26 protein-coding genes are annotated in these 21,718 nt (G+C 55.6%); 21 read left to right on the plus strand and 5 right to left on the minus strand.

Features of this window, described 5'->3' with window-relative positions:
- Nucleotides 1-9: 9 nt before the first annotated feature.
- Both BJP35_RS01235 and BJP35_RS01240 read right to left on the minus strand, forming a co-directional pair.
- Nucleotides 10-228 (minus strand): YheU family protein, encoded by a 219-nt coding sequence (locus BJP35_RS01235; RefSeq protein ID WP_003861664.1) that lies wholly within the window; start codon nucleotides 226-228, stop codon nucleotides 10-12.
- Nucleotides 225-1,247 (minus strand): hydrolase, encoded by a 1,023-nt coding sequence (locus tag BJP35_RS01240; protein ID WP_014171925.1) that lies wholly within the window; start codon nucleotides 1,245-1,247, stop codon nucleotides 225-227. Before BJP35_RS01240 ends, BJP35_RS01235 begins: the two co-directional genes overlap by 4 nt.
- Before the next feature lie 228 nt (nucleotides 1,248-1,475).
- On the opposite strand from BJP35_RS01240, the gene mdcA reads away from it, so the two are divergent.
- From mdcA to mdcH, 8 genes are all read left to right on the plus strand, one after another.
- The gene (gene mdcA, locus BJP35_RS01245; protein WP_014171924.1) at nucleotides 1,476-3,131 is read left to right on the plus strand and encodes a malonate decarboxylase subunit alpha; all 1,656 of its coding nucleotides are present in this window, start codon (nucleotides 1,476-1,478) and stop codon (nucleotides 3,129-3,131) included.
- On the plus strand, nucleotides 3,131-3,988 hold the full coding sequence (locus tag BJP35_RS01250) for a triphosphoribosyl-dephospho-CoA synthase (RefSeq protein WP_086462866.1): 858 nt from the start codon (nucleotides 3,131-3,133) through the stop codon (nucleotides 3,986-3,988). The genes mdcA and BJP35_RS01250 overlap by 1 nt, the downstream gene beginning before the upstream one ends.
- 9 nt (nucleotides 3,989-3,997) lie before the next feature.
- On the plus strand, nucleotides 3,998-4,297 hold the full coding sequence (mdcC, locus tag BJP35_RS01255; RefSeq protein ID WP_020884595.1) for a malonate decarboxylase acyl carrier protein: 300 nt from the start codon (nucleotides 3,998-4,000) through the stop codon (nucleotides 4,295-4,297).
- Nucleotides 4,290-5,123: a biotin-independent malonate decarboxylase subunit beta gene (locus BJP35_RS01260; protein WP_014171921.1), complete on the plus strand. Its 834-nt coding sequence runs from the start codon at nucleotides 4,290-4,292 to the stop codon at nucleotides 5,121-5,123. Before mdcC ends, BJP35_RS01260 begins: the two co-directional genes overlap by 8 nt.
- Entirely contained in the window at nucleotides 5,123-5,923 is an 801-nt protein-coding gene (mdcE, locus tag BJP35_RS01265) for a biotin-independent malonate decarboxylase subunit gamma (protein ID WP_032670503.1), read from the plus strand. Before BJP35_RS01260 ends, mdcE begins: the two co-directional genes overlap by 1 nt.
- 122 nt (nucleotides 5,924-6,045) lie before the next feature.
- Nucleotides 6,046-7,005 (plus strand): AEC family transporter, encoded by a 960-nt coding sequence (locus BJP35_RS01270; RefSeq protein ID WP_014171919.1) that lies wholly within the window; start codon nucleotides 6,046-6,048, stop codon nucleotides 7,003-7,005.
- 2 nt (nucleotides 7,006-7,007) lie between these two features.
- The gene (locus BJP35_RS01275) at nucleotides 7,008-7,625 is read left to right on the plus strand and encodes a malonate decarboxylase holo-ACP synthase (RefSeq protein ID WP_047742562.1); all 618 of its coding nucleotides are present in this window, start codon (nucleotides 7,008-7,010) and stop codon (nucleotides 7,623-7,625) included.
- A complete protein-coding gene (gene mdcH / locus BJP35_RS01280) occupies nucleotides 7,625-8,521 on the plus strand; it encodes a malonate decarboxylase subunit epsilon (protein WP_047742560.1) in 897 nt (298 codons plus the stop codon). The genes BJP35_RS01275 and mdcH overlap by 1 nt, the downstream gene beginning before the upstream one ends.
- On the opposite strand, the gene BJP35_RS01285 is transcribed toward mdcH, so the two are convergent.
- The gene (locus BJP35_RS01285) at nucleotides 8,510-9,460 is read right to left on the minus strand and encodes a LysR family transcriptional regulator (protein ID WP_014171916.1); all 951 of its coding nucleotides are present in this window, start codon (nucleotides 9,458-9,460) and stop codon (nucleotides 8,510-8,512) included. The two genes, mdcH and BJP35_RS01285, sit on opposite strands and share 12 nt — an antisense overlap.
- Before the next feature lie 15 nt (nucleotides 9,461-9,475).
- Nucleotides 9,476-11,380 (minus strand): ABC transporter ATP-binding protein, encoded by a 1,905-nt coding sequence (locus tag BJP35_RS01290; RefSeq protein WP_020884600.1) that lies wholly within the window; start codon nucleotides 11,378-11,380, stop codon nucleotides 9,476-9,478.
- Between the two features lie 138 nt (nucleotides 11,381-11,518).
- On the opposite strand from BJP35_RS01290, the gene kefG reads away from it, so the two are divergent.
- From kefG to slyD, 4 genes are all read left to right on the plus strand, one after another.
- The gene (gene kefG / locus BJP35_RS01300; protein WP_020884601.1) at nucleotides 11,519-12,070 is read left to right on the plus strand and encodes a glutathione-regulated potassium-efflux system ancillary protein KefG; all 552 of its coding nucleotides are present in this window, start codon (nucleotides 11,519-11,521) and stop codon (nucleotides 12,068-12,070) included.
- Entirely contained in the window at nucleotides 12,070-13,875 is a 1,806-nt protein-coding gene (kefB, locus tag BJP35_RS01305; RefSeq protein ID WP_020884602.1) for a glutathione-regulated potassium-efflux system protein KefB, read from the plus strand. Before kefG ends, kefB begins: the two co-directional genes overlap by 1 nt.
- Nucleotides 13,876-13,888: 13 nt before the next feature.
- Nucleotides 13,889-14,089 (plus strand): YheV family putative zinc ribbon protein, encoded by a 201-nt coding sequence (locus tag BJP35_RS01310; protein WP_013099038.1) that lies wholly within the window; start codon nucleotides 13,889-13,891, stop codon nucleotides 14,087-14,089.
- A 94-nt stretch (nucleotides 14,090-14,183) separates the two neighbouring features.
- On the plus strand, nucleotides 14,184-14,774 hold the full coding sequence (gene slyD, locus BJP35_RS01315; protein WP_014171912.1) for a peptidylprolyl isomerase: 591 nt from the start codon (nucleotides 14,184-14,186) through the stop codon (nucleotides 14,772-14,774).
- Between the two features lie 54 nt (nucleotides 14,775-14,828).
- Here slyD and BJP35_RS01320 read toward each other — a convergent pair whose 3' ends face one another.
- Nucleotides 14,829-15,047, minus strand: coding sequence for a protein SlyX (locus tag BJP35_RS01320; RefSeq protein ID WP_020884603.1), 219 nt, complete (start codon nucleotides 15,045-15,047; stop codon nucleotides 14,829-14,831).
- Between the two features lie 237 nt (nucleotides 15,048-15,284).
- Between BJP35_RS01320 and fkpA the strand changes: the two genes are divergently transcribed.
- The 9 genes from fkpA to BJP35_RS01365 form a co-directional block, all read left to right on the plus strand.
- Nucleotides 15,285-16,106 (plus strand): FKBP-type peptidyl-prolyl cis-trans isomerase, encoded by an 822-nt coding sequence (gene fkpA / locus BJP35_RS01325; protein ID WP_014171910.1) that lies wholly within the window; start codon nucleotides 15,285-15,287, stop codon nucleotides 16,104-16,106.
- A gap of 166 nt (nucleotides 16,107-16,272) precedes the next feature.
- Nucleotides 16,273-16,995, plus strand: a complete 723-nt coding sequence (locus tag BJP35_RS01330; RefSeq protein ID WP_014171909.1) for a transcriptional regulator — start codon at nucleotides 16,273-16,275, stop codon at nucleotides 16,993-16,995.
- Nucleotides 16,995-17,381 carry a sulfurtransferase complex subunit TusD gene (gene tusD, locus BJP35_RS01335; RefSeq protein ID WP_014171908.1) on the plus strand — a complete coding sequence of 129 codons (387 nt, stop codon included), beginning with the start codon at nucleotides 16,995-16,997 and terminating at the stop codon, nucleotides 17,379-17,381. Before BJP35_RS01330 ends, tusD begins: the two co-directional genes overlap by 1 nt.
- The gene (gene tusC, locus BJP35_RS01340) at nucleotides 17,381-17,740 is read left to right on the plus strand and encodes a sulfurtransferase complex subunit TusC (protein ID WP_014171907.1); all 360 of its coding nucleotides are present in this window, start codon (nucleotides 17,381-17,383) and stop codon (nucleotides 17,738-17,740) included. The genes tusD and tusC overlap by 1 nt, the downstream gene beginning before the upstream one ends.
- A gap of 7 nt (nucleotides 17,741-17,747) precedes the next feature.
- Entirely contained in the window at nucleotides 17,748-18,035 is a 288-nt protein-coding gene (tusB, locus tag BJP35_RS01345) for a sulfurtransferase complex subunit TusB (protein WP_014171906.1), read from the plus strand.
- 124 nt (nucleotides 18,036-18,159) lie between these two features.
- Nucleotides 18,160-18,534 carry a 30S ribosomal protein S12 gene (rpsL, locus tag BJP35_RS01350; RefSeq protein ID WP_000246815.1) on the plus strand — a complete coding sequence of 125 codons (375 nt, stop codon included), beginning with the start codon at nucleotides 18,160-18,162 and terminating at the stop codon, nucleotides 18,532-18,534.
- Between the two features lie 96 nt (nucleotides 18,535-18,630).
- Nucleotides 18,631-19,101 carry a 30S ribosomal protein S7 gene (gene rpsG / locus BJP35_RS01355; protein ID WP_003861706.1) on the plus strand — a complete coding sequence of 157 codons (471 nt, stop codon included), beginning with the start codon at nucleotides 18,631-18,633 and terminating at the stop codon, nucleotides 19,099-19,101.
- A 96-nt stretch (nucleotides 19,102-19,197) separates the two neighbouring features.
- The gene (fusA, locus tag BJP35_RS01360; protein WP_014171904.1) at nucleotides 19,198-21,312 is read left to right on the plus strand and encodes an elongation factor G; all 2,115 of its coding nucleotides are present in this window, start codon (nucleotides 19,198-19,200) and stop codon (nucleotides 21,310-21,312) included.
- 69 nt (nucleotides 21,313-21,381) lie between these two features.
- Nucleotides 21,382-21,718 (plus strand): GTP-binding protein (locus BJP35_RS01365; RefSeq protein WP_000031698.1); only part of this gene is annotated, 337 nt, incomplete at its 3' end.

The raw sequence follows: 21,718 nt of genomic DNA on the forward strand, positions 1-21,718 counted from the left end.
GTTTAAAGATCAGCCATGAAACGCGTTGCGGGGCATGATATTGACCGTCTCATGCAGTTCAGACCATACCAGCACCACGTCGCCGCTTTTGAGCTGGCGCTTCACATCGTTGACCTTTTGCTCAAGCGAACGTTCATGTTCACCATAATCGGTACCTTCGCGCAAGACAAAGCTTTCAATCAGATTATCGAGCGTTTCGGGGGAGAGATCCTGCCACGGAATAATCATTTTGCACCGTCCAGATAAGGGGTAAGCCAGTCAGGAATACGCGACTCCAGCCACATTTTCGGGCGGCGCAACGTTCCACCGATGAACCCCACGTGACCACCATGCTCTGTCAGCTGGTAGTGAACGTTGGCAGGCAAAAATTCCTGCGCGGGGATAGAGTGATGATCCATAAACGGGTCATCTTTGGCATGAATAATAAGCGTCGGTTGCGTGATCTTGCTGAGCAGCGGCATGGCGCTGCACTGACGATAGTAGTCAATCGCATCGGCAAAGCCGTGAATTTTGGCAGTGATCAGATCGTCGAATTCGCGGATGCGACGGACCTTTTTCAACTGACGCAGGCTCACCGGCAGCGTATCCGGATAGGCCTTCAGCTTGCGCGCCGCGTTGGCTTTCAGCAGGTTGAGCAGGTAACGCTGATAGACCCGGGAAAAGCCTTTCTCCATATGGTAGCTGCACTGCTCCAGCATAAAGGGCGCGGAGACAATGACGGCCGCATCCAGCGGCACGGTGTCGCCCTCTTTTGCCAGCAGGCACGCCAGCATATTGCCGCCCAGCGAGTAGCCCACGGCCGCTGTCGGGACGGTACCAAAGTTTTCCCGTAACCAGTGTAAAAACCAGGTGCCGTCTTCGGTTTCACCCGAGTGATAGATGCGCTTCTGGCGATTCGGTTCGCCGCTACAGCCGCGAAAGTGCATCACCACGCCGAGCCAGCCCCGCGCTTTGGCTGCCTGGATGAGCCCGTGTGCATAGGGGCTGTGCAGACTTCCTTCCAGACCGTGAAAAACCACCAGACGCGGCTTGTGGCGCGCCTGTTCTGGCTCTTCGCTCCATGCCAGGTCCAGAAAGTCACCGTCCGGTAAGTCCAGCCGTTGCCAGTGCGGCGTGAACTGAACCTTACGGCGGATGAGTCGCGGCAGCATGGTCTGCAGATGGCAATTGGCCACGCCGCGCATGGGCACGAACTCGGTGCTGTCTTCGGCGATGATGTCGAAGTCTGATGGAATGATTTGGCTCATAACGGCGATGCTAATTCTTGTCAGTTATTTTCTGTTCTTTCCGAATTGTACCCCGTTTAGCCTGGTTTTCCGAAACATGAACTGATCTCGATCACAAATATTTACCTTGATTATTACTCTCAGGCTAATGATTCCGCCCTGCGCTTAATTGATGACTTCCTCGCCACAGCGCACACTTTACTCAACGTTAAGCAAATCAGAATGATGTGCTGAATCAGGAGGTTAATAATGTTATCTGGGCAAACACCCACCCGGCAATGGAACACACGACGCACCGAGAAAGCGCGTCGTCTGGCCTCCGTACCGGTGCAGGGCAAGGTACTGCCAACCGGCGATCTTGTCGCCATGCTGGAAAAACTGATCGCGCCTGGCGACAAAGTCGTTCTGGAAGGTAATAACCAGAAGCAGGCCGATTTCCTTTCACGTTCGCTGGCTGAAGTGAACCCGCAAATCGTGCATGACCTGCACATGATTATGCCAAGCGTGGGCCGTAGCGAGCATCTGGATATCTTTGAGAAAGGTATCGCCCGCAAGCTGGACTTCTCCTTCTCCGGTACCCAGAGCCTGCGCATCTCGCAGCTGCTGGAAGATGGTCAGCTCGAAATTGGCGCTATCCATACCTACATAGAACTCTATTCACGTCTGTACGTGGATCTCTCGCCAAACGTGGCGCTGATTGCCGGCTTTAAAGCGGACCGAAAAGGTAATCTTTATACCGGCGCAAGCACCGAAGATACCCCCGCGCTGGTGGAAGCGGCCGCGTTCCATGACGGCATTGTCATCGCACAGGTGAATGAGCTGGTGGACGACGAATGCGACCTGCCGCGCGTGGATATTCCCGGCTCCTGGATTGACTTTGTGGTGGTGGCCGACAAACCGTTCTTTATCGAACCGCTGTTTACCCGCGACCCGCGTCTCATCAAACAGGAACATATCCTGATGGCGATGATGGCCATTAAGGGCATTTATGCGGAACATCAGGTGCAATCCCTGAACCACGGGATTGGTTTCAATACCGCGGCGATTGAACTGCTGCTGCCGACCTACGGTGAACAGCTCGGCCTGAAAGGCAAAATCTGTAAACACTGGACCCTTAACCCGCACCCAACCCTGATCCCGGCGATTGAAAGCGGCTGGGTGGAAAGCGTGCACTGCTTCGGCGGCGAACTGGGGATGGAAGAGTACATTCGTGCACGTCCGGATATCTTCTTTACCGGTGCCGACGGCTCTATGCGTTCCAACCGCGCCTTCTGTCAGCTGGCAGGCCAGTACGCCGTTGATATGTTCATCGGCTCAACCCTGCAGGTTGACGGGTATGCCAACTCCTCAACCGTGACCCGTGGTCGTCTCTCTGGTTTCGGCGGTGCGCCAAACATGGGCCATGACCCGCATGGTCGTCGTCATGCCACCCCGGCCTGGCTGAACATGATCACCGAACCTGATCCGATGCAGCGCGGTAAAAAACTCGTCGTCCAGATGGTGGAAACCTTCCAGGCAGGCGTGAAACCGACCTTTGTGGAAAAACTCGATGCTGTTGACGTTGCGAAAGCGTCCGGGATGCCTCTGGCTCCGGTCATGATCTACGGCGACGACGTGACACATGTGCTGACGGAAGAGGGGATTGCTTACCTCTATCGCGCAGAAAGTCTTGAAGAGCGCCGGGCGATGGTTGCGGCCGTCGCGGGGATCACCGATATCGGTCTGGGCGTCGATGCCAAGCGCGTGGCGCAGTTGCGCCAGAGCGGCAAAGTGGTTTACCCGGAAGATATGGGGATTCGCCGCACCGATGCCACCCGTTCTCTGCTGGCAGCAGGCAGCGTGTCAGACCTGGTTGAATGGTCTGGCGGTCTTTACAACCCACCTGCGAAATTCCGGAGCTGGTAATGAAACTTCTGCCCCAGATTCAGGTTGAAGGCGGTGCCGAATGGCTGGCGCGAACCGCCACGCAGTGTCTGATTGACGAAGCACAGTTAAGCCCGAAACCCGGTCTGGTGGACAGTCGGGGGAACGGCGCGCACCACGATCTGTCGCTCGCGTTGATGGAGCGTTCCGCGCGCAGCCTGACCCCCACGTTTCAGGCGCTGGCGCAACACAGCTGGCAGCGTCCGGCGGATATTGCGCTCAGGCAAACCATAGGGCGGCTCGGCCGTGAAGGTGAGCAGCAGATGATGGCGGCTACCGACGGTGTAAATACCCACCGCGGCGCGATTTGGGCGCTGGGGCTGCTGGTCAGTGCCGTGGCGATGCTCGGTGGCGATGCCAGCGCGCAGGCGGCAGCGAATACCGCGGCACAGCTGGCGAAACTGCCCGATGACGCGGCGCCGAAAGTGTTCAGCAAAGGGCTACGCGCCACGCGCCGCTACCGGGTTCCGGGCGCACGTGAAGAGGCTCAGCAGGCATTTCCACACGTGATGCAGCGTGCTCTGCCGCGGCTTCGTCTGAGCCGTCTTAACGGCAGCAGCGAAACGTACGCAAGGCTCGATGCGCTGATGGCCATCATGACGTCGCTTACCGACACCTGCGTGCTGTCGCGCGCCGGGATGGCGGGGCTGGAGGCCATGCAGAACGGTGCGCGTGCGGTGCTGAGCGCCGGAGGATGCGCGACATCCGCAGGCCAGATGGCGCTGGCGAGGTTAGACCGCCACATGCTGGCACTCAATGCCTCACCGGGCGGAGCTGCCGACCTGCTTGCCGCCACGCTGTTTCTCGATCGCATCGAAACGCCTTATTCAAAGCATTAAGAGGATGTTATGGAAAAAATCACATTAACCATGCCAGCGAGCCGCGCGTTAAGCGGCAAAGCGCTCGCAGGGGTTGTTGGTTCCGGGGATATGGAGGTGCTGTTTGCCGCCGAACCGGGCCAGACGTTAACCATTGATATCACCACGTCCGTCGACAACAGCCGCGGTCGCTGGGAGGCGTTGTTCAACCGCCTGCACACCGTCAGCAGCCTGCCTGCAGGAAAACTGACGATCCACGACTTTGGCGCGACGCCGGGGGTGGCACGCATTCGTATCGAACAGGTTTTTGAAGGGGTGAGCCATGCGTGATGATCGGAGTTTTATTGAATTAAAAGCTCGCCAGCGTGCGCAGGCATTGCTGGACGACGGGAGCTATCGCGAACTGCTGGATCCTTTTGAAGGCATTATCTCCCCGTGGCTGGGGCCGCAGGGCATCGTTCCTCAGGCCGATGACGGCATGGTGGTCGCCAAAGGCACCCTCAACGGTCAGCCTGCGGTAGTGGTGGCGATCGAAGGTGCGTTCCAGGGCGGCAGCATGGGCGAAGTGTCCGGCGCCAAAATGGCGGCCGCGCTGGAGCTGGCGGCAGAAGATAACCGCAACGGGATCCCGACGCAGGCGGTACTGTGTCTCGAAACCGGCGGCGTGCGTCTGCAGGAAGCCAACCTGGGCCTGGCGGCCATTGCCGATATTCATGCGGCAATTGTTGACCTGCGCCGTTACACCCCGGTGGTCGGGATTGTGGCCGGGACCGTGGGCTGCTTCGGTGGGATGTCTATCGCTGCTGCACTGTGCAGTTACCTGATTGTCACCCGCGAAGCGCGTCTCGGTCTGAATGGTCCTCAGGTTATCGAGCAGGAAGCGGGGATTGAAGAGTATGACTCCCGCGACCGTCCGTTTATCTGGAGCATGACCGGTGGCGAAGTCCGCTATGAAAGCGGCCTGGTAGATGCACTGGTTGGCGATGGCGTGAACGCGGTGAAAGCGGCGATGAACGACGCGATTGCCAAAGGCGTGCCTGCAAAACATCGCACCGATAACTATGACGATTACCTGAACCGTCTGACGAATTTCGACACCCGCAAACAGGCCGATGCCGAACAGATTAAAGCGCTCTTTGCCCGGGAGGTGAAATGATGACTAACTCAGTAAGCCGTGGCGAACTCTGGCTGCAAACGCTCGCGCCGAACGCCAGACGCCTGGAAGGTTTATGCCCGTCCGTACAGGCGGCCGATGGTGAACTTAACGGTGAAACGGTACGTTTTGTTGCCGTGGTACCGGATGCCAACAACCACTTCCCGCGCGCGGCGAAAGGGGAAGTCGGTCTGCTGGAAGGCTGGACGCTGGCAAAAGTGGTGAGCGAAACCGTTGCCGCCGATGCTAACAGCGCCGTGAAGCGCCCGATCGTGGCGGTGATTGATGTGCCAAGTCAGGCCTATGGCCGTCGTGAAGAGGCATTTGGTATTCACCAGGCGTTGGCCGGCGCGGCGGCGGCCTATGCTAACGCGCGTCTGGCCGGTCATCCGGTGATTGGGCTTATCGTTGGTAAAGCGATGTCCGGCGCGTTTCTGGCGCACGGGTACCAGGCAAACCGCCTGATTGCCTTTAACGATAAAGGCGTGCTGATCCATGCCATGGGTAAAGAGTCTGCGGCGCGTATTACGCTACGTACCGTGGACGCGCTGGAAAAACTGGCGGCAACGATCCCGCCAATGGCCTATGACATCAGCAACTACGCCACACTGGGGCTGCTTTCCAACCTGCTGGACATCAGCAACCCGGATGCCCCTTCTGAAAACGATCTGACGCAGGTGAAAACCACGCTGCAACAGGCCATCCATGACGCTCGTCAGGACAACACCCTGAAAAACCGTCTCGGTGCTGACAATCGCCGCAGCTCTGCCCTCGTACGCGAACGCATGCGGGCAAGCTGGTAAGTAAAAAGAGACCTGCCAGATGCACTCCCCGCGGACGTAACCGTTACGTCCGCGCGGGAACCTGCATCCTGAAAATAATAATCATCGCGCCAGTGCTTAAACTTTTTTACTACAGGTGAATTATGACTTACGTAATTGTTCATGCTCTTGCACCGATTTTCGTCATCATGCTGCTGGGATTCTGGGCCGGTAAGGCAAAGATGGTCGATAACAAAAATGTCTCCCTGCTTAATATCTTCGTCATGGATTTTGCTTTGCCTGCCGCGCTGTTCAGCGCCACGGTGCAAACCCCGTGGACCGGCATCGTAGCCCAGTCACCGCTGATTCTGGTGCTGACCCTGGCGATGTGGATAACCTACGCGGCCATTTACTTCCTCGCGACCAGCGTCTTTAAAAAATCCCCACAGGATGCCGCCGTGCTTACGCTGACGGTTGCGCTGCCAAACTATGCCGCGCTTGGCTTGCCGATTCTGGGCAGCGTGCTGGGTGAAAGTTCTTCAACCTCACTGTCCGTGGCGGTCTCTATCGCCTGTGGTTCGGTACTGATGACGCCGTTCTGCCTGCTGATTCTGGAACGTGAAAAAGCGCGTGCCGAAGGCAATAACTCCGGTTCAACGCTCTCGATGCTGCCGGTGCTGATGTGGCGCTCGATTAAAAAACCGATTGTGATGGGACCCCTGCTGGGTGTGATTTTGTCTGCAATCGGCATCAAAATGCCTGAACTTGTTCTGGCTGCCATTAAGCCACTGGGGCTTTCTGCAACGGCTGCCGCGCTGTTCCTGACCGGGGTGATCCTCTCTGCGCGTAAGCTGCAGATCAACACCATGGTGATTACCTCAACCGTAGCCAAGCTGCTGATCCAGCCTGCGATTGCCTGGGGTATCGTTCTGATCTTCGGTCTGCACGGCTCCGTGGCGATCACCGCTATCCTGATGATTGCGCTCTCAGCCGGTTTCTTCGGCGTGGTGTTCGGTAACCGCTTTGGCGTGCAGTCTCCGGATGCGGAAGCGGTGCTGCTGTTAAGCTCGGTACTGTGTATCCTGTCGCTGCCACTGTTTATCTCGCTAACTTCAGGAATGTAATTATGACCACAACATTACGCCCTCACGACCTCATCTGGCTTAACGCGCGTGACGCGCTGGAAGGCATCACTGACGACTGGGTGGATGCGGTATGGCATACCGGTTTACCGGTGGTCGTGCGGCGTGATGTTGATAACGCTGGCCGTATTCCCGTTGGCGTACGCGGTTTACGCCGCGACCAGCGGGCGGCCGGTTGGGTGAAGCCAGACAACGTCGTGCGGGTGGTCTCACCCGAGGCGTTGAGCGTGACCGCCGATCTTCTGCGTTCACCGTTTGTGACTCAGCCACCGGTTCAGGTGGCATTGCAACTTTCTCAGCAGTCATGGCCGTGGACGTGGGGAATTACGGGCAGCACGGGCTACGCCCTGGCGACCGGTATTCCGGTCATTCATGCCGACAGCGATCTCGATCTGCTGGTGCGAGCCCCTCAGCCTCTGTCGGCTGACGCTTTGCGTGTCTGGGCGTCACAGCTCAGCCGCGCGTTATGTCGGGCAGACACCCAGGTCGACACCCCTGAAGGCGGCTTTGCGCTGACGGAGTGGCTGCGCGACGGCAAAACGTTGCTGAAGACCCGCCGTGGGCCACGTCTGGTGGCGGACCCGTGGCACAGGGAGGAGTGATGAAAATACTGTTTACCTTTCCAGGGCAGGGCACCCAGCATGCCGGTATGCTGCAAAACCTGCCTGGCACGACGCTGGAGCAGGCCCGCGAGGTATTGGGTGGCGAAGTCGATATGCTGGATACCGCGGCAGCGTTAACCCACACGCGAGCCGTTCAGCTTTCGTTGTTAATTGCCGGTGTTGCCTGGGCGCGTGAGCTTGAACAACGCGGCGTGGCACCGGATATCGTCAGCGGTCTGTCTATTGGCGCGTATCCGGCCGCGGTCATTGCCGGTGCGCTGGAATTTGCCGACGCGCTGAAGCTGGTCGCGCTGCGTGGCGATCTCATGGAGCAAGCCTATCCGCACGGTTATGGCCTGACCGCGATAATGGGGCTGACCCTGCCTCAGGTTGAAGCGTTGCTGGAAGGCACCGGAACGTATATCGCCAATCTGAACGCGGAAACGCAGATTGTGATCGCCGGCACCGATGAGGGGATGGCGCAGGTGGCGAAACGCGCGCTGGCAAAAGGGGCTAATAAGGCGCATCGGCTGACCGTCAGCGTGCCTTCCCATTGCGAACTGCTGGCGGAGCCGGCGCACAAGCTGGTGGAGGCATTCACATCCGTCACGCTCACACGCCCGCGCTGTGCTTACCTGAGCGGCAGCACAGGACGCGTGCTCTGGACGCCTGAGAAAATCGCGGACGATCTGGCGATGAATATGGCGCGCACGGTGCGCTGGCAGGAAGCGGTGATTTCTGCCAACGAGCGTGAAGCCCGGCTGGCGATTGAAATGCCACCTGGCGGAGTACTGACCTGCCTGACGCGTCAGGCGGCCTGGGAAGGGGAGTCGGTTTCGCTGGAGCGCAGTGGTGTAGACGTGGCGGTACACCTCGCTAAGCGGCTACAAAGGTAGGGTCTGCGCAGGGTCGGTGGCGATACTGCGGGCATACATTCGCCCTTCGGCTGCCAGTGCCCGCAGGCTGGGGTCTTGCTCGCGGTTGCGGGCAAACACAATGGCAATCAACTGCTGCATTTGATACGGCTGGGCCAGCTTCAGTAGCTGTACTGAGTTCTCATACACTTTCTTCATTCTGCCTGGCATGAGCGTAAAGCCCACGCCCGCCTGCACCAGACTCAGCATCGAGAAAATGTCATTTACGCGGGTGACGATTTCCGGTTCGAAACCGGCAATATGAAACGCCTCCTGAAACCCGGCGTAGGTGGCAAACCCTTCCGACAGCGCGACAAACTTCTGGTCTTTGTAATCACGTAAGTCGGCAGGCCCGCTGGTGTTCAGCGTGGCAGAGGCCGGTGCGGCAAGAAAAATGTCGTCATGGAACAGGGGGAGCACTTCCAGACTGTTGCGGTCGATATCGCTTTCGGAAATAGAGATGAGGATGGCGTCGAGCAAACCGTCGTCCAGCATACGCAACAGGGTCTCGTTAGAGCCCATCGTCAGGTCCATCTCCAGGTCCGGACGGCGCAGTTTCATCCCCATAATCAGGCGTGGCACGGTTTCCAGCGTCAGCGAGTAGAGCGTGCCGACGCGCAGTCGTCCCTGGCCAACACCGGCCGTTTTGCGCGCTTCTTCCAGCCCGCGCGCCATTACCTGCATCACTTCCTGACAATATTCCAGTAGCGTCCAGGCCGAAGGCAGCGCAATGAGATTGCGACCTTTGTGCGTAAAGAGCGGGCAGCGCACATTTTCTTCGAGAGTATGCAGCGCGCGGTGCACGCTAACGCCGCTCAGGCCAAGCGCTTCGGCGGTACGGGCGATATTGCCCTTCTCCATAAAGGTCATGAAGATGCTGAGTTTACGAAATGTAATGTCGCTCGTGATATCGAAACTCATAACCCTCCCGGGGATTTAGTCGGCCTGCAGCATGGCTTCCAGCTGTTCCTGGGCGTCCAGCCACGCCATCTCGCACGCTTCGAGGCTGGATTTCGTCTTCGCCTGTGTCTGCAGGCAGTCGGTCAGTTCCGCCTTACGGCTCTGGTCATACAGACCGCTGTCACCCAGCTTCTCTTCAACGGTAGCCAGCAGAGCGTTAAGTTTCTCCATCTCCTTTTCGAGACGGGCAATCTCTTTACGCAGCGGCTGGGTTTGAGTACGCAGTTCCGCTTCACGGCGCTTCTGGTCTTTACGCGCCTGGGCGCTGTTGGCGTTATCTTTCGACGAGTCGTCCGGCTGGTTTTCCTGCTTCTGCACGTCCGTCAGCCACTGCTGGTAGTCTTCCAGATCGCCATCGAACGGCTCGACTTTGCCATCGTGCACTAAATAGAGATCGTCCGTTGTGGAGCGGATCAGGTGACGATCGTGCGAGACGACAACCAGCGCGCCTTCAAACTCAATTAACGCTTCGGTCAGCGCCTGACGCATGTCGAGATCGAGGTGGTTTGTAGGCTCATCGAGCAGCAGCAGGTTCGGACGCTGCCAGACGATAAGCGCCAGCACCAGACGCGCTTTCTCGCCGCCGGAGAAACGTTCGGTGTTTTCGGTGACTTTATCGCCCTGGAAGCCAAAGCCGCCAAGGTAATCGCGCAGCTTCTGCTCCATCTCCTGCGGCGCCAGTCGCGCGAGGTGCTGGATGGGCGATTCATCCGCGCGTAAGAATTCCAGCTGATGCTGGGCGAAGTAGCCAAGCTTAATGCCTTTTGCCAGGCCGATCTCGCCGCTGACCGGGTTAAGCTCGCCCGCCAGCAGTTTAATCAGCGTCGATTTACCGGCGCCGTTACGCCCCAGCAGACCAATACGTGAGCCCGGCACCAGGTTGAGCTTGATGGAGTCGAGAATAATGCGATCGCCGTAGCCAGCGCTCACCTTTTCCATCTTCAGCAGTGGGTTCGGCAGGCTCTCGGGCTCGCGAAAACTGAAGTGGAACGGGTTATCGACGTGCGCCGGGGCGATCATCTCCATGCGCTCCAGCATCTTGATGCGGCTCTGGGCCTGCTTGGCTTTAGAGGCTTTAGCCTTGAAGCGGTCAACAAAGCTTTGCAGATGCGCCACGCGCTGCTGCTGGCTTTCGTACATCGCCTGCTGTTGAGCAAGGCGCGTCGCGCGCTGGCGCTCGAATGAGCTGTAGTTGCCGGTGTATTCAAACAGGCTTTGCTGTTCGATATGAATGATTTTATCCACCACCGGGTCGAGGAAGTCGCGGTCGTGGGAGATCAGAATCAGAGTGCCCTGATAGCTCTTGAGCCACTTCTCCAGCCAAATAACCGCATCGAGATCGAGGTGGTTAGTGGGTTCATCAAGCAGCAGCAGGTCGGAACGGCAAATCAGTGCCTGCGCCAGGTTAAGGCGCATACGCCAGCCGCCGGAGAAGTCGCTGACGGGGCGTTCAAGCTGTTCGTTGCTGAAACCCAGACCGTGCAGCAGGCTGGAGGCGCGGGAGCGAATGGTCCATGCGTCGATGGCGTCCAGCTTACCGTGGACGGTGGCGATAGCATGACCGTCATTTCGCTCGTTGGCGGCGTTCAGTTCAGCTTCCAGCTTACGGTATTCACGATCGCCGTCGATAACATAGTCGAGAGCGGGTTCGCTCAGGGCAGGCGTCTCCTGGTTTACCCAGGCAAGCTGCCAGTTACCCGGATAGGTAAAGTTACCGCCGTCAGCGCTAATCTCGTTTTTCAGCAGCGCAAGCAGGGTCGATTTTCCGCAGCCGTTTTTGCCGACCAGACCCACTTTTTGACCGGGATTGATGGTGGCGGAGGCGTTATCCAGCAGGACGCGCACGCCGCGGCGAATTTGTAACGAGGAGAAAACAATCATAGAAGCGCCGTATGTTCCGACTATGTTAATTTGTCATTATGATAATGTAAGGTGTGGGCCATTTTCCGCACCGGGCCGCCATGGTAGCCCAAAACAACGACGATACACAAAAACAGAAACAGAACCGGGAGGGGAGTGATGTCTCAGACAGCGAAAGTGCTGCTGCTGTATGCCCATCCGGAATCTCAGGACTCGGTGGCAAACCGGGTTCTGCTTAAGCCGGCTACTCAGCTCAGCAATGTGACGGTGCACGATCTCTACGCGCACTATCCTGATTTCTTTATTGATATTCCTTACGAGCAGGAACTGCTGCGTCAGCATGACGTAATTGTGTTCCAGCATCCGCTTTATACCTATAGCTGTCCGGCACTGCTGAAAGAGTGGCTGGACCGTGTGCTGAGCCGGGGGTTCTCCAGCGGGGTAGGGGGCAACCAGCTGGCGGGAAAGTACTGGCGCAGTGTCATTACGACCGGTGAGCCAGAGAGCGCTTACCGCCACGACGGTCTTAACCGTTATCCCATGAGCGATATCCTGCGACCGTTTGAGCTGACGGCCGCGATGTGCCGCATGCACTGGATGAGCCCGATTATTGTCTACTGGGCGCGTCGCCAGAAGCCTGAAGCGCTGGCGAGCCACGCCAGAGCGTATGGCGATTGGCTGGCATCACCGATTTCGGCGGGAGGTCGCTAATGGAAGGATCGAATTTACTCCTGGCCGGCGTGCTGTTTTTATTTGCCGCAGTGGTGGCGGTTCCGCTGGCCGCCCGGCTGGGCATTGGCGCGGTGCTGGGCTACCTGCTGGCCGGGATCGCCATTGGCCCCTGGGGGCTGGGATTCATCAGCGATGTGGATGAAATACTCCACTTCTCTGAACTGGGCGTGGTGTTCCTGATGTTCATCATTGGCCTCGAACTGAACCCGTCAAAACTGTGGCAGCTCCGGCGATCGATATTTGGCGTGGGGGCGGCGCAGGTCTTGTTCAGTGCCGCGATTCTGGCCGGGCTGTTAATGCTGACCAACTTCTCGTGGCAGGCGGCGGTGATCGGCGGAATAGGTCTTGCGATGTCGTCGACAGCGATGGCGCTGCAGTTAATGCGTGACAAAGGGATGAACCGCAACGAGGCAGGACAGCTGGGCTTTTCGGTACTGCTGTTCCAGGACCTGGCCGTGATCCCGGCGCTGGCACTGGTGCCGTTACTGGCAGGCTCCGGTGACGATCATTTTGACTGGGTCAAAATCTCCATGAAGGTGCTGGCCTTCGCCGGCATGCTGATTGGCGGACGTTTCCTGCTGCGGCCGGTGTTTCGTTTTATTGCCGCCTCTGGCGTGCGCGAGGTGTTTACTGCCGCGACGCTGCTGCTGGTGCTGGGCTCGGCATTGTTTATGGATGCGCTGGGGCTGTCGATGGCGCTCGGTACGTTTATCGCCGGGGTGCTCCTTGCCGAAAGCGAATATCGTCATGAACTGGAAACGGCTATCGATCCGTTTAAAGGGCTGCTGTTAGGGTTGTTCTTTATTTCGGTGGGAATGGCGCTCAACCTGGGCGTGCTCTATACCCATTTGCTGTGGGTGGTGATGAGTGTTGTTGTGCTGGTGGCGGTAAAAACGCTGGTGCTGTACGTCATGGCACGGATATACGGGCTGCGCAGTTCCGAGCGCATGCAGTTTGCCAGCGTCTTAAGTCAGGGCGGAGAGTTCGCGTTCGTGCTGTTCTCCACCGCCTCCTCCCAGAAGCTGTTTAAAGACGATCAGATGGCGCTGCTGCTGGTGACGGTCACGCTGTCGATGATGACCACCCCACTGCTCATCAGGCTGGTGGATAAGCTGCTCTCACGGCGCTTAAATCCGACAGAGGATGAAGATGAGATGCCGTGGGTGGAGGATGATAAGCCGCAGGTGATTGTGGTGGGCTTTGGCCGCTTTGGGCAGGTGATTGGACGTCTGCTGATGGCGAACAAAATGCGCATTACGGTACTGGAGCGCGATATCAGCGCGGTGAACCTGATGCGTAAATACGGCTACAAGGTTTACTACGGCGACGCGACCCAGCTCGAACTGTTGCGTTCAGCGGGAGCAGAAGCGGCAGAATCCATCGTGATTACCTGCAACGATCCGGAAGATACGATGAAGCTGGTGGAACTGTGCCAGCAGCATTTCCCGCATCTGCATATTCTGGCGCGTGCGCGTGGACGTGTTGAAGCGCACGAACTGCTGCAGGCAGGTGTGAAACACTTCTCCCGTGAGACATTTTCCAGTGCGCTGGAGTTGGGGCGTAAAGCGCTGATTTCGCTGGGCATGCATCCCCATCAGGCTCAGCGGGCCCAGATGCATTTTCGCCGGCTGGACATGCGAATGCTGCGCGAATTAATGCCGGTACACTCTGATACGGCGCAGATCTCCCGCGTGCGGGAAGCGCGTCGCGAGCTGGAAGAGATTTTCCAGCGAGAGATGCAACAGGAACGACGCCAGCTCGATGGCTGGGATGAATTTGAATAAAGGGTAACGAAAGATGGCTGTACGTAAACGCTTTATTGCGGGCGCAAAATGCCCGAGCTGCCAGGCGCAAGATACGCTGGCGATGTGGCGGGAAAATAATATTGATGTCGTAGAGTGTGTTAAGTGCGGTCATCAGATGCGCGAGGCGGATAAAGAAGCCCGCGATCATGTTCGCAAAGAAGAGCAAGTTATCGGGATTTTTCATCCGGACTAGCGATATGCCCTGAGTTTTTTTAAGCTAAAGGGTACACGGGTGCAGATTTCCGCTACAATCTGCGCCAGCAATTTTCCCTTGCTCAGGAGATATCATGAAAGTAGCAAAAGACCTGGTGGTCAGCCTGGCCTATCAGGTACGTACAGAAGACGGTGTGTTGGTTGATGAGTCTCCGGTGAGTGCGCCGCTTGACTACCTGCATGGTCACGGTTCCCTGATTTCCGGCCTGGAAAACGCGCTGGAAGGTCACGACGTTGGCGACAAATTCGACGTTGCTGTTGGCGCGAACGACGCTTACGGTCAGTACGACGACAACCTGGTGCAGCGCGTTCCTAAAGACGTGTTCATGGGCGTTGACGAACTGCAGGTTGGCATGCGCTTCCTGGCGGAAACTGACCAGGGTCCGGTTCCTGTTGAAATCACTGAAGTGGAAGACGACCACGTTGTGGTTGACGGCAACCACATGCTGGCTGGCCAGAACCTGAAATTCAACGTAGAAGTTGTTGCGATCCGTGAAGCGACCGAAGAAGAGCTGGCTCATGGCCACGTTCACGGTGCGCACGGTCACGACCATGACCACGATCACGGCCACGACGGCTGCTGTGGTGGTCACGGCCACGATCACGACCATGGTCACGACCACGGTAAAGGTGGTTGCGGTAACGGCGGCTGCGGTTGCCACTAATTCCGTTATTCGGAAAATAAAAAAACGGGATAATAATCCCGCTTTTTTTACGCCTCAATAATGAGGTGGTGGCGTCTCTTCTGACTGAGAGGCAATATGTGACGGCTGTGTGGCCTTCAGTTTGTCCGTCAGCAGGCGCATGAGATCCCGCAGTTTCGCCATTTCCAGTTCATGTGCGGTCACGGTCTGGTTTAGCTCTTCGATGGTGATGTCCTGAAAAGCCAGGCGGCTTTCCAGCTCAGCCATTCTCGCTTCTAACATTGTGTCCTTCATCATTCACCTCGTTGTATCTCATTAACCACAATCGGCCAGCGGCGGCGAAGTTTAACTGAGTTTATCCTTAAGTTCAGTATCTATCCCCTTGGCAAGAAACTTATTTAAACAAAAATAGTCTGAAAAGTGGCGAGAATCGGGAGAGTCTGTCTGTAGATTTCTTCCGCAACGTTTTATAGTACGTAACTCATTTACGTTTAACGCTGGGGTGAGAGTCCCCAGGCCCTGGAGATATGGATGAAATCACTGTTTAAAGTAACGCTGCTGGCGACGACGATGGCTGTTGCGCTGAACGCGCCGCTGTCCTTCGCTGCTGATACTGCTGCGAAGCCTGCTGCAACTGCAGACAGCAAAGCGGCGTTCAAAAATGACGACCAGAAATCCGCCTACGCACTTGGCGCATCTCTGGGTCGTTACATGGAAAACTCTCTGAAAGAACAAGAGAAACTGGGCATTAAACTGGACAAAGCTCAGCTGATCGCGGGCGTTCAGGACGCATTTGCAGATAAGAGCAAACTGTCTGACCAGGAAATTGAACAGACTCTGCAGGCGTTCGAAGCACGTGTAAAAGGTGCCGCTCAGACTAAGATGGAAGCGGATGCAAAAGACAACGAAGCGAAAGGTAAAGCCTACCGCGATACCTTTGCTAAAGAGAAGGGCGTGAAAACCTCCTCTACGGGTCTGGTGTACAAAGTTGAGAAAGAAGGTACCGGTGACGCGCCTAAAGACAGCGATACTGTCGTGGTTAACTACAAAGGTACGCTGATCGACGGTAAAGAGTTCGATAACTCTTACACCCGTGGTGAGCCTCTCTCCTTCCGTCTGGATGGTGTGATCCCAGGCTGGACTGAAGGTCTGAAAAACATCAAGAAAGGTGGCAAGATCAAGCTGGTTATTCCACCGGATCTGGCATATGGCAAAACCGGCGTTCCAGGTATCCCTGCTAACTCTACCCTGGTCTTTGACGTAGAGCTGCTGGACATCAAGCCAGCGCCGAAAGCTGATGCGAAACCAGAAGCGCAGGCAGAACAGAAAGCTGCGACAGACGCGAAGAAGTAATGGAATGAAAACCGCCGCCTTTAAGGCGGCGGTTTTTTTTATTGTGGGGCAGATATAATTAACACTGGAAAGCGTTATGCACGCTGTATTAATTTAGTTGTCCGTGTAGATAATGAGCCTGCCCTGAAAACCTAACGACAGGCTCCTGAAAAGGAGTGTTTTTTTCATGTCCAGGTCGCTTTTAACCAACGAAACCAGTGAACTTGATTTACTGGATCAACGTCCTTTCGACCAGACCGACTTCGATATTCTAAAATCCTACGAGGCGGTAGTGGACGGGTTAGCGATGCTCATTGGGTCCCACTGCGAAATCGTATTGCACTCCCTGCAAGATCTTAAGTGTTCCGCCATCCGCATTGCTAATGGTGAGCATACTGGCCGTAAAATTGGTTCGCCAATCACCGACCTTGCATTGCGTATGCTGCATGACATGACCGGCGCGGACAGCAGCGTCTCCAAATGTTATTTCACCCGCGCCAAAAGCGGCGTACTGATGAAATCAGAAACCATCGCGATTCGAAATCGCGAGCATCGCGTGATCGGTCTGTTGTGCATCAACATGAACCTTGATGTGCCGTTCTCGCAAATCATGAGCACTTTCATACCGCCTGAAACGCCGGACGTTGGCTCCTCAGTTAACTTTGCCTCCTCGGTTGAAGATCTGGTGACGCAGACGCTTGAGTTCACTATCGAAGAGGTGAATGCCGATCGCAACGTATCGAACAACGCCAAGAATCGTCAGATCGTGCTGAATCTCTATGAGAAAGGGATTTTTGACATCAAAGATGCCATTAACCAGGTGGCCGATCGCCTGAACATTTCCAAGCATACGGTCTACCTCTACATCCGCCAGTTCAAAAGCGGTGATTTCCAGGGGCAAGACAAGTAATGCGTTTTTCGCTGATGGTGACAGGCCCGGCGTATGGTACTCAGCAGGCCAGCAGCGCGCTGCAGTTTGCGCATGCGTTACTGGCTGCCGGACATGAGCTGGTGAGCGTCTTCTTTTATCGGGAAGGGGTGTATAACGCCAACCAGTTTACCTCACCGGCCAGCGATGAATTTGATCTGGTGCGCGCCTGGCAGACGCTGAACGAGACAAGGGGGGTTGCGCTGCATATCTGCGTGGCGGCAGCCCTGCGTCGCGGCGTGACCGATGCCACCGAAGCTGAACGTCTTGGCTTGCCAGGGGCCAACCTGCAGCCGGGGTTTTCGTTGAGCGGTCTGGGCGCACTGGCACAGGCTGCGTTAACCTGCGACAGAGTGGTGCAATTCTGATGAAACGCGTGGCGTTTGTTTTTTCATCTGCTCCGCACGGTAGTGCGTCCGGCAGAGAAGGGCTGGATGCGTTGCTCGCAACATCAGCGCTGACCGAAGACATCGGTGTCTTCTTTTTAGGGGATGGCGTGTTTCAGCTTCTGGCAGGCCAGCAGCCGCAGGCTATTCTGGCGCGGGATTACATCGCGACCTTTAAAGTGCTGCCGCTTTACGACATTGAAACCTTTTTTGTCTGCGCTGATTCTCTGGCTGCGCGCGGTCTGAGCGATAAGACGTCTTTCGTGCTGGATGTAACACTCCTCCCGGCCGACGCGCTGCGCGACCAACTTTCCCATTACGACACTGTTCTGAATTTCTGAGGCTGACATGCTCCATACCCTGAGCCGTTCACCGTGGCATTGTGATATCGACGCATTACTGAGCATGCTGCGCGAAGGTGATGACCTGCTGCTGATTCAGGATGGCGTACTGGCTGCGCTTGAAGGGAGTCGTTTCGTTGAAATTCTCAGCAATGCCCCCATATCCGTCTCTGCGCTGAAAGACGATCTTGAGGCGCGAGGTCTTTCTGGTCAAATTTCAGCCAAAATTGACGTGGTTGGCTATACTGATTTCGTCAATCTTACTGTGACGCACGCCAGTCAAATGAACTGGTGATCCGAGATCGCTGTATATTTCTTGACACCTTTTCGACGTAGCCCTAAAATTTCGCGTCCTCATATTGTATGAGGTCGTTTTATTACGTGTTTACGAAGCAAAAGCTAAAACCAGGAGCTATTTAATGGCAACAGTTAACCAGCTGGTACGCAAACCACGTGCGCGCAAAGTTGCAAAAAGCAACGTGCCTGCACTGGAAGCCTGCCCGCAGAAACGTGGCGTATGTACTCGTGTATATACCACCACTCCTAAAAAACCAAACTCCGCACTGCGTAAAGTATGCCGTGTGCGTTTGACTAACGGTTTCGAAGTGACTTCCTACATCGGTGGTGAAGGTCACAACCTGCAGGAGCACTCCGTGATCCTGATCCGTGGCGGTCGTGTTAAAGACCTTCCGGGTGTTCGTTACCACACCGTTCGTGGTGCGCTGGACTGCTCAGGTGTTAAAGACCGTAAGCAGGCTCGCTCCAAGTACGGCGTGAAGCGTCCTAAGGCTTAATGGTTCTCCGTTAAGTAAGGCCAAACTGATTTATCTTAATGTCAAACTAAACTCGTAGAGTTTTGGACAATCCTGAATTAACAACGGAGTATTCCCATGCCACGTCGTCGCGTCATTGGTCAGCGTAAAATTCTTCCAGATCCGAAATTCGGATCAGAACTGCTGGCAAAATTTGTAAATATCCTGATGGTAGATGGTAAAAAATCTACTGCAGAAGCAATCGTATACAGCGCGCTGGAGACCCTGGCTCAGCGCTCTGGTAAAAATGAACTGGAAGCTTTCGAAGTCGCTCTCGACAACGTGCGCCCGACTGTAGAAGTTAAGTCTCGCCGCGTTGGTGGTTCTACTTATCAGGTTCCAGTTGAAGTTCGTCCGGTTCGTCGTAATGCTCTGGCAATGCGTTGGATCGTTGAAGCTGCTCGTAAACGCGGTGATAAATCCATGGCTCTGCGTCTGGCGAACGAACTTTCTGATGCTGCAGAAAACAAAGGTACTGCAGTTAAGAAACGTGAAGACGTTCACCGTATGGCAGAAGCCAACAAGGCGTTCGCACACTACCGTTGGTAATCCCTTCGGAGTATTAGTCACCAGGCGGGCGCTTCAGCGAAGCTGCCCGTCCTGGGTTACTTAACTGAACGCCTAAAGAAACAAACGAGGAATCAAATGGCTCGTACAACACCCATCGCACGTTACCGTAACATTGGTATCAGTGCGCACATCGACGCCGGTAAGACCACTACTACCGAACGTATTCTGTTCTACACCGGTGTAAACCATAAAATCGGTGAAGTTCATGACGGCGCAGCCACCATGGACTGGATGGAACAGGAGCAGGAGCGTGGTATTACTATCACCTCCGCAGCGACTACTGCATTCTGGTCAGGTATGGCTAAGCAGTACGAACCGCATCGCGTTAACATCATCGACACCCCAGGGCACGTTGACTTCACCATCGAAGTAGAACGTTCCATGCGTGTTCTTGACGGCGCGGTAATGGTTTATTGCGCAGTTGGTGGTGTTCAGCCACAGTCTGAGACCGTATGGCGTCAGGCGAACAAATATAAAGTTCCACGCATCGCGTTCGTTAACAAAATGGACCGTATGGGTGCTAACTTCCTGAAAGTTGTTGGTCAGATCAAATCCCGTCTGGGCGCGAACCCTGTTCCGCTGCAGCTGGCAATTGGTGCTGAAGAAGGCTTCACCGGCGTTATCGACCTGGTGAAAATGAAAGCCATCAACTGGAACGATGCAGACCAGGGCGTTACCTTCGAATACGAAGATATCCCAGCTGAGATGCAGGACCTGGCTGACGAATGGCACCAGAACCTGATCGAATCCGCTGCTGAAGCTTCTGAAGAGCTGATGGAGAAATACCTAGGTGGTGAAGAACTGACTGAAGAAGAGATCAAAAAAGCTCTGCGTCAGCGTGTTCTGAACAACGAAATCATCCTGGTAACCTGTGGTTCTGCATTCAAGAACAAAGGTGTTCAGGCGATGCTGGATGCGGTAATTGATTACCTGCCATCCCCGGTTGACGTTCCTGCGATCAACGGCATCCTGGACGACGGTAAAGATACTCCGGCTGAACGTCACGCAAGCGACGAAGAGCCGTTCTCTGCACTGGCGTTCAAAATTGCTACCGACCCATTCGTGGGTAACCTGACCTTCTTCCGCGTTTACTCTGGTGTGGTTAACTCCGGTGACACCATCCTGAACTCCGTGAAAACGGCGCGTGAACGTTTTGGCCGTATCGTACAGATGCACGCTAACAAACGTGAAGAGATCAAAGAAGTTCGTGCGGGCGACATCGCTGCAGCAATCGGTCTGAAAGACGTGACTACTGGTGACACCCTGTGTGACCCGGATCACCCGATCATTCTGGAGCGTATGGAATTCCCTGAGCCGGTAATCTCCATCGCGGTTGAACCAAAAACCAAAGCTGACCAGGAAAAAATGGGTCTGGCTCTGGGCCGTCTGGCGAAAGAAGACCCATCATTCCGCGTATGGACTGATGAAGAATCTAACCAGACCATCATCGCTGGTATGGGTGAACTGCACCTGGACATCATCGTTGACCGTATGAAGCGTGAATTCAACGTTGAAGCGAACGTGGGTAAACCTCAGGTTGCTTACCGCGAAGCGATTCGTGCGAAAGTTACCGATGTTGAAGGTAAACACGCTAAGCAGTCTGGTGGTCGCGGTCAGTACGGTCACGTTGTGATCGACATGTACCCACTGGAGCCGGGCTCTAACCCTAAAGGTTACGAGTTCATCAACGACATCAAAGGTGGTGTAATTCCTGGCGAATACATCCCAGCCGTTGATAAAGGTATCCAGGAACAGCTGAAAGCGGGCCCTCTGGCTGGCTATCCGGTTGTTGACATGGGTGTCCGTCTGCACTTCGGTTCTTACCACGACGTTGACTCCTCTGAACTGGCGTTTAAACTGGCTGCGTCTATTGCCTTTAAAGAAGGCTTTAAGAAAGCAAAACCAGTTCTGCTTGAGCCAATCATGAAGGTTGAAGTAGAGACTCCTGAAGAGAACACCGGTGACGTTATCGGTGACTTGAGCCGTCGTCGCGGTATGCTGCGCGGTCAGGAATCCGAAGTAACTGGCGTTAAGATCCATGCTGAAGTTCCGCTGTCTGAAATGTTCGGATATGCAACTCAGCTGCGTTCTCTGACCAAAGGTCGTGCATCATACACCATGGAATTCCTGAAGTATGATGATGCGCCTAACAACGTTGCTCAGGCCGTTATCGAAGCCCGTGGTAAGTAATCCACAGGATTAAAACCTAAGTCCCGTGCTCTCTCCGAAGGGGAGAGCACTATAGTAAGGAATATAGCCGTGTCTAAAGAAAAATTTGAACGTACAAAACCGCACGTCAACGTTGGTACTATCGGCCACGTTGACCATGGTAAAACTACCCTGACCGCTGCAATCACTACCGTACTGGCTAAAACCTACGGCGGTGCTGCTCGTGCATTCGACCAGATCGATAACGCACCAGAAGAAAAAGCGCGTGGTATCACCATCAACACTTCTCACGTTGAATATGACACCCCGACTCGCCACTACGCACACGTAGACTGCCCAGGCCACGCCGACTATGTTAAAAACATGATCACCGGTGCTGCGCAGATGGACGGCGCGATCCTGGTTGTTGCTGCGACTGACGGCCCAA

The sequence above is a fragment of the Enterobacter sp. J49 genome (genome assembly GCF_002148625.1).
Lineage (GTDB): Bacteria > Pseudomonadota > Gammaproteobacteria > Enterobacterales > Enterobacteriaceae > Enterobacter > Enterobacter ludwigii.

Excerpts from the sequence above, each read along its gene's own strand:
- BJP35_RS01235 (WP_003861664.1), bottom strand. The coding sequence starts at position 228 with ATGATTATTCCGTGGCAGGATCTCTCCCCCGAAACGCTCGATAATCTG.
- BJP35_RS01240 (WP_014171925.1), bottom strand. The coding sequence starts at position 1,247 with ATGAGCCAAATCATTCCATCAGACTTCGACATCATCGCCGAAGACAGC.
- mdcA (WP_014171924.1), top strand. The coding sequence starts at position 1,476 with ATGTTATCTGGGCAAACACCCACCCGGCAATGGAACACACGACGCACC.
- BJP35_RS01250 (WP_086462866.1), top strand. The coding sequence starts at position 3,131 with ATGAAACTTCTGCCCCAGATTCAGGTTGAAGGCGGTGCCGAATGGCTG.
- mdcC (WP_020884595.1), top strand. The coding sequence starts at position 3,998 with ATGGAAAAAATCACATTAACCATGCCAGCGAGCCGCGCGTTAAGCGGC.
- BJP35_RS01260 (WP_014171921.1), top strand. The coding sequence starts at position 4,290 with ATGCGTGATGATCGGAGTTTTATTGAATTAAAAGCTCGCCAGCGTGCG.
- mdcE (WP_032670503.1), top strand. The coding sequence starts at position 5,123 with ATGACTAACTCAGTAAGCCGTGGCGAACTCTGGCTGCAAACGCTCGCG.
- BJP35_RS01270 (WP_014171919.1), top strand. The coding sequence starts at position 6,046 with ATGACTTACGTAATTGTTCATGCTCTTGCACCGATTTTCGTCATCATG.
- BJP35_RS01275 (WP_047742562.1), top strand. The coding sequence starts at position 7,008 with ATGACCACAACATTACGCCCTCACGACCTCATCTGGCTTAACGCGCGT.
- mdcH (WP_047742560.1), top strand. The coding sequence starts at position 7,625 with ATGAAAATACTGTTTACCTTTCCAGGGCAGGGCACCCAGCATGCCGGT.
- BJP35_RS01285 (WP_014171916.1), bottom strand. The coding sequence starts at position 9,460 with ATGAGTTTCGATATCACGAGCGACATTACATTTCGTAAACTCAGCATC.
- BJP35_RS01290 (WP_020884600.1), bottom strand. The coding sequence starts at position 11,380 with ATGATTGTTTTCTCCTCGTTACAAATTCGCCGCGGCGTGCGCGTCCTG.
- kefG (WP_020884601.1), top strand. The coding sequence starts at position 11,519 with ATGTCTCAGACAGCGAAAGTGCTGCTGCTGTATGCCCATCCGGAATCT.
- kefB (WP_020884602.1), top strand. The coding sequence starts at position 12,070 with ATGGAAGGATCGAATTTACTCCTGGCCGGCGTGCTGTTTTTATTTGCC.
- BJP35_RS01310 (WP_013099038.1), top strand. The coding sequence starts at position 13,889 with ATGGCTGTACGTAAACGCTTTATTGCGGGCGCAAAATGCCCGAGCTGC.
- slyD (WP_014171912.1), top strand. The coding sequence starts at position 14,184 with ATGAAAGTAGCAAAAGACCTGGTGGTCAGCCTGGCCTATCAGGTACGT.
- BJP35_RS01320 (WP_020884603.1), bottom strand. The coding sequence starts at position 15,047 with ATGAAGGACACAATGTTAGAAGCGAGAATGGCTGAGCTGGAAAGCCGC.
- fkpA (WP_014171910.1), top strand. The coding sequence starts at position 15,285 with ATGAAATCACTGTTTAAAGTAACGCTGCTGGCGACGACGATGGCTGTT.
- BJP35_RS01330 (WP_014171909.1), top strand. The coding sequence starts at position 16,273 with ATGTCCAGGTCGCTTTTAACCAACGAAACCAGTGAACTTGATTTACTG.
- tusD (WP_014171908.1), top strand. The coding sequence starts at position 16,995 with ATGCGTTTTTCGCTGATGGTGACAGGCCCGGCGTATGGTACTCAGCAG.
- tusC (WP_014171907.1), top strand. The coding sequence starts at position 17,381 with ATGAAACGCGTGGCGTTTGTTTTTTCATCTGCTCCGCACGGTAGTGCG.
- tusB (WP_014171906.1), top strand. The coding sequence starts at position 17,748 with ATGCTCCATACCCTGAGCCGTTCACCGTGGCATTGTGATATCGACGCA.
- rpsL (WP_000246815.1), top strand. The coding sequence starts at position 18,160 with ATGGCAACAGTTAACCAGCTGGTACGCAAACCACGTGCGCGCAAAGTT.
- rpsG (WP_003861706.1), top strand. The coding sequence starts at position 18,631 with ATGCCACGTCGTCGCGTCATTGGTCAGCGTAAAATTCTTCCAGATCCG.
- fusA (WP_014171904.1), top strand. The coding sequence starts at position 19,198 with ATGGCTCGTACAACACCCATCGCACGTTACCGTAACATTGGTATCAGT.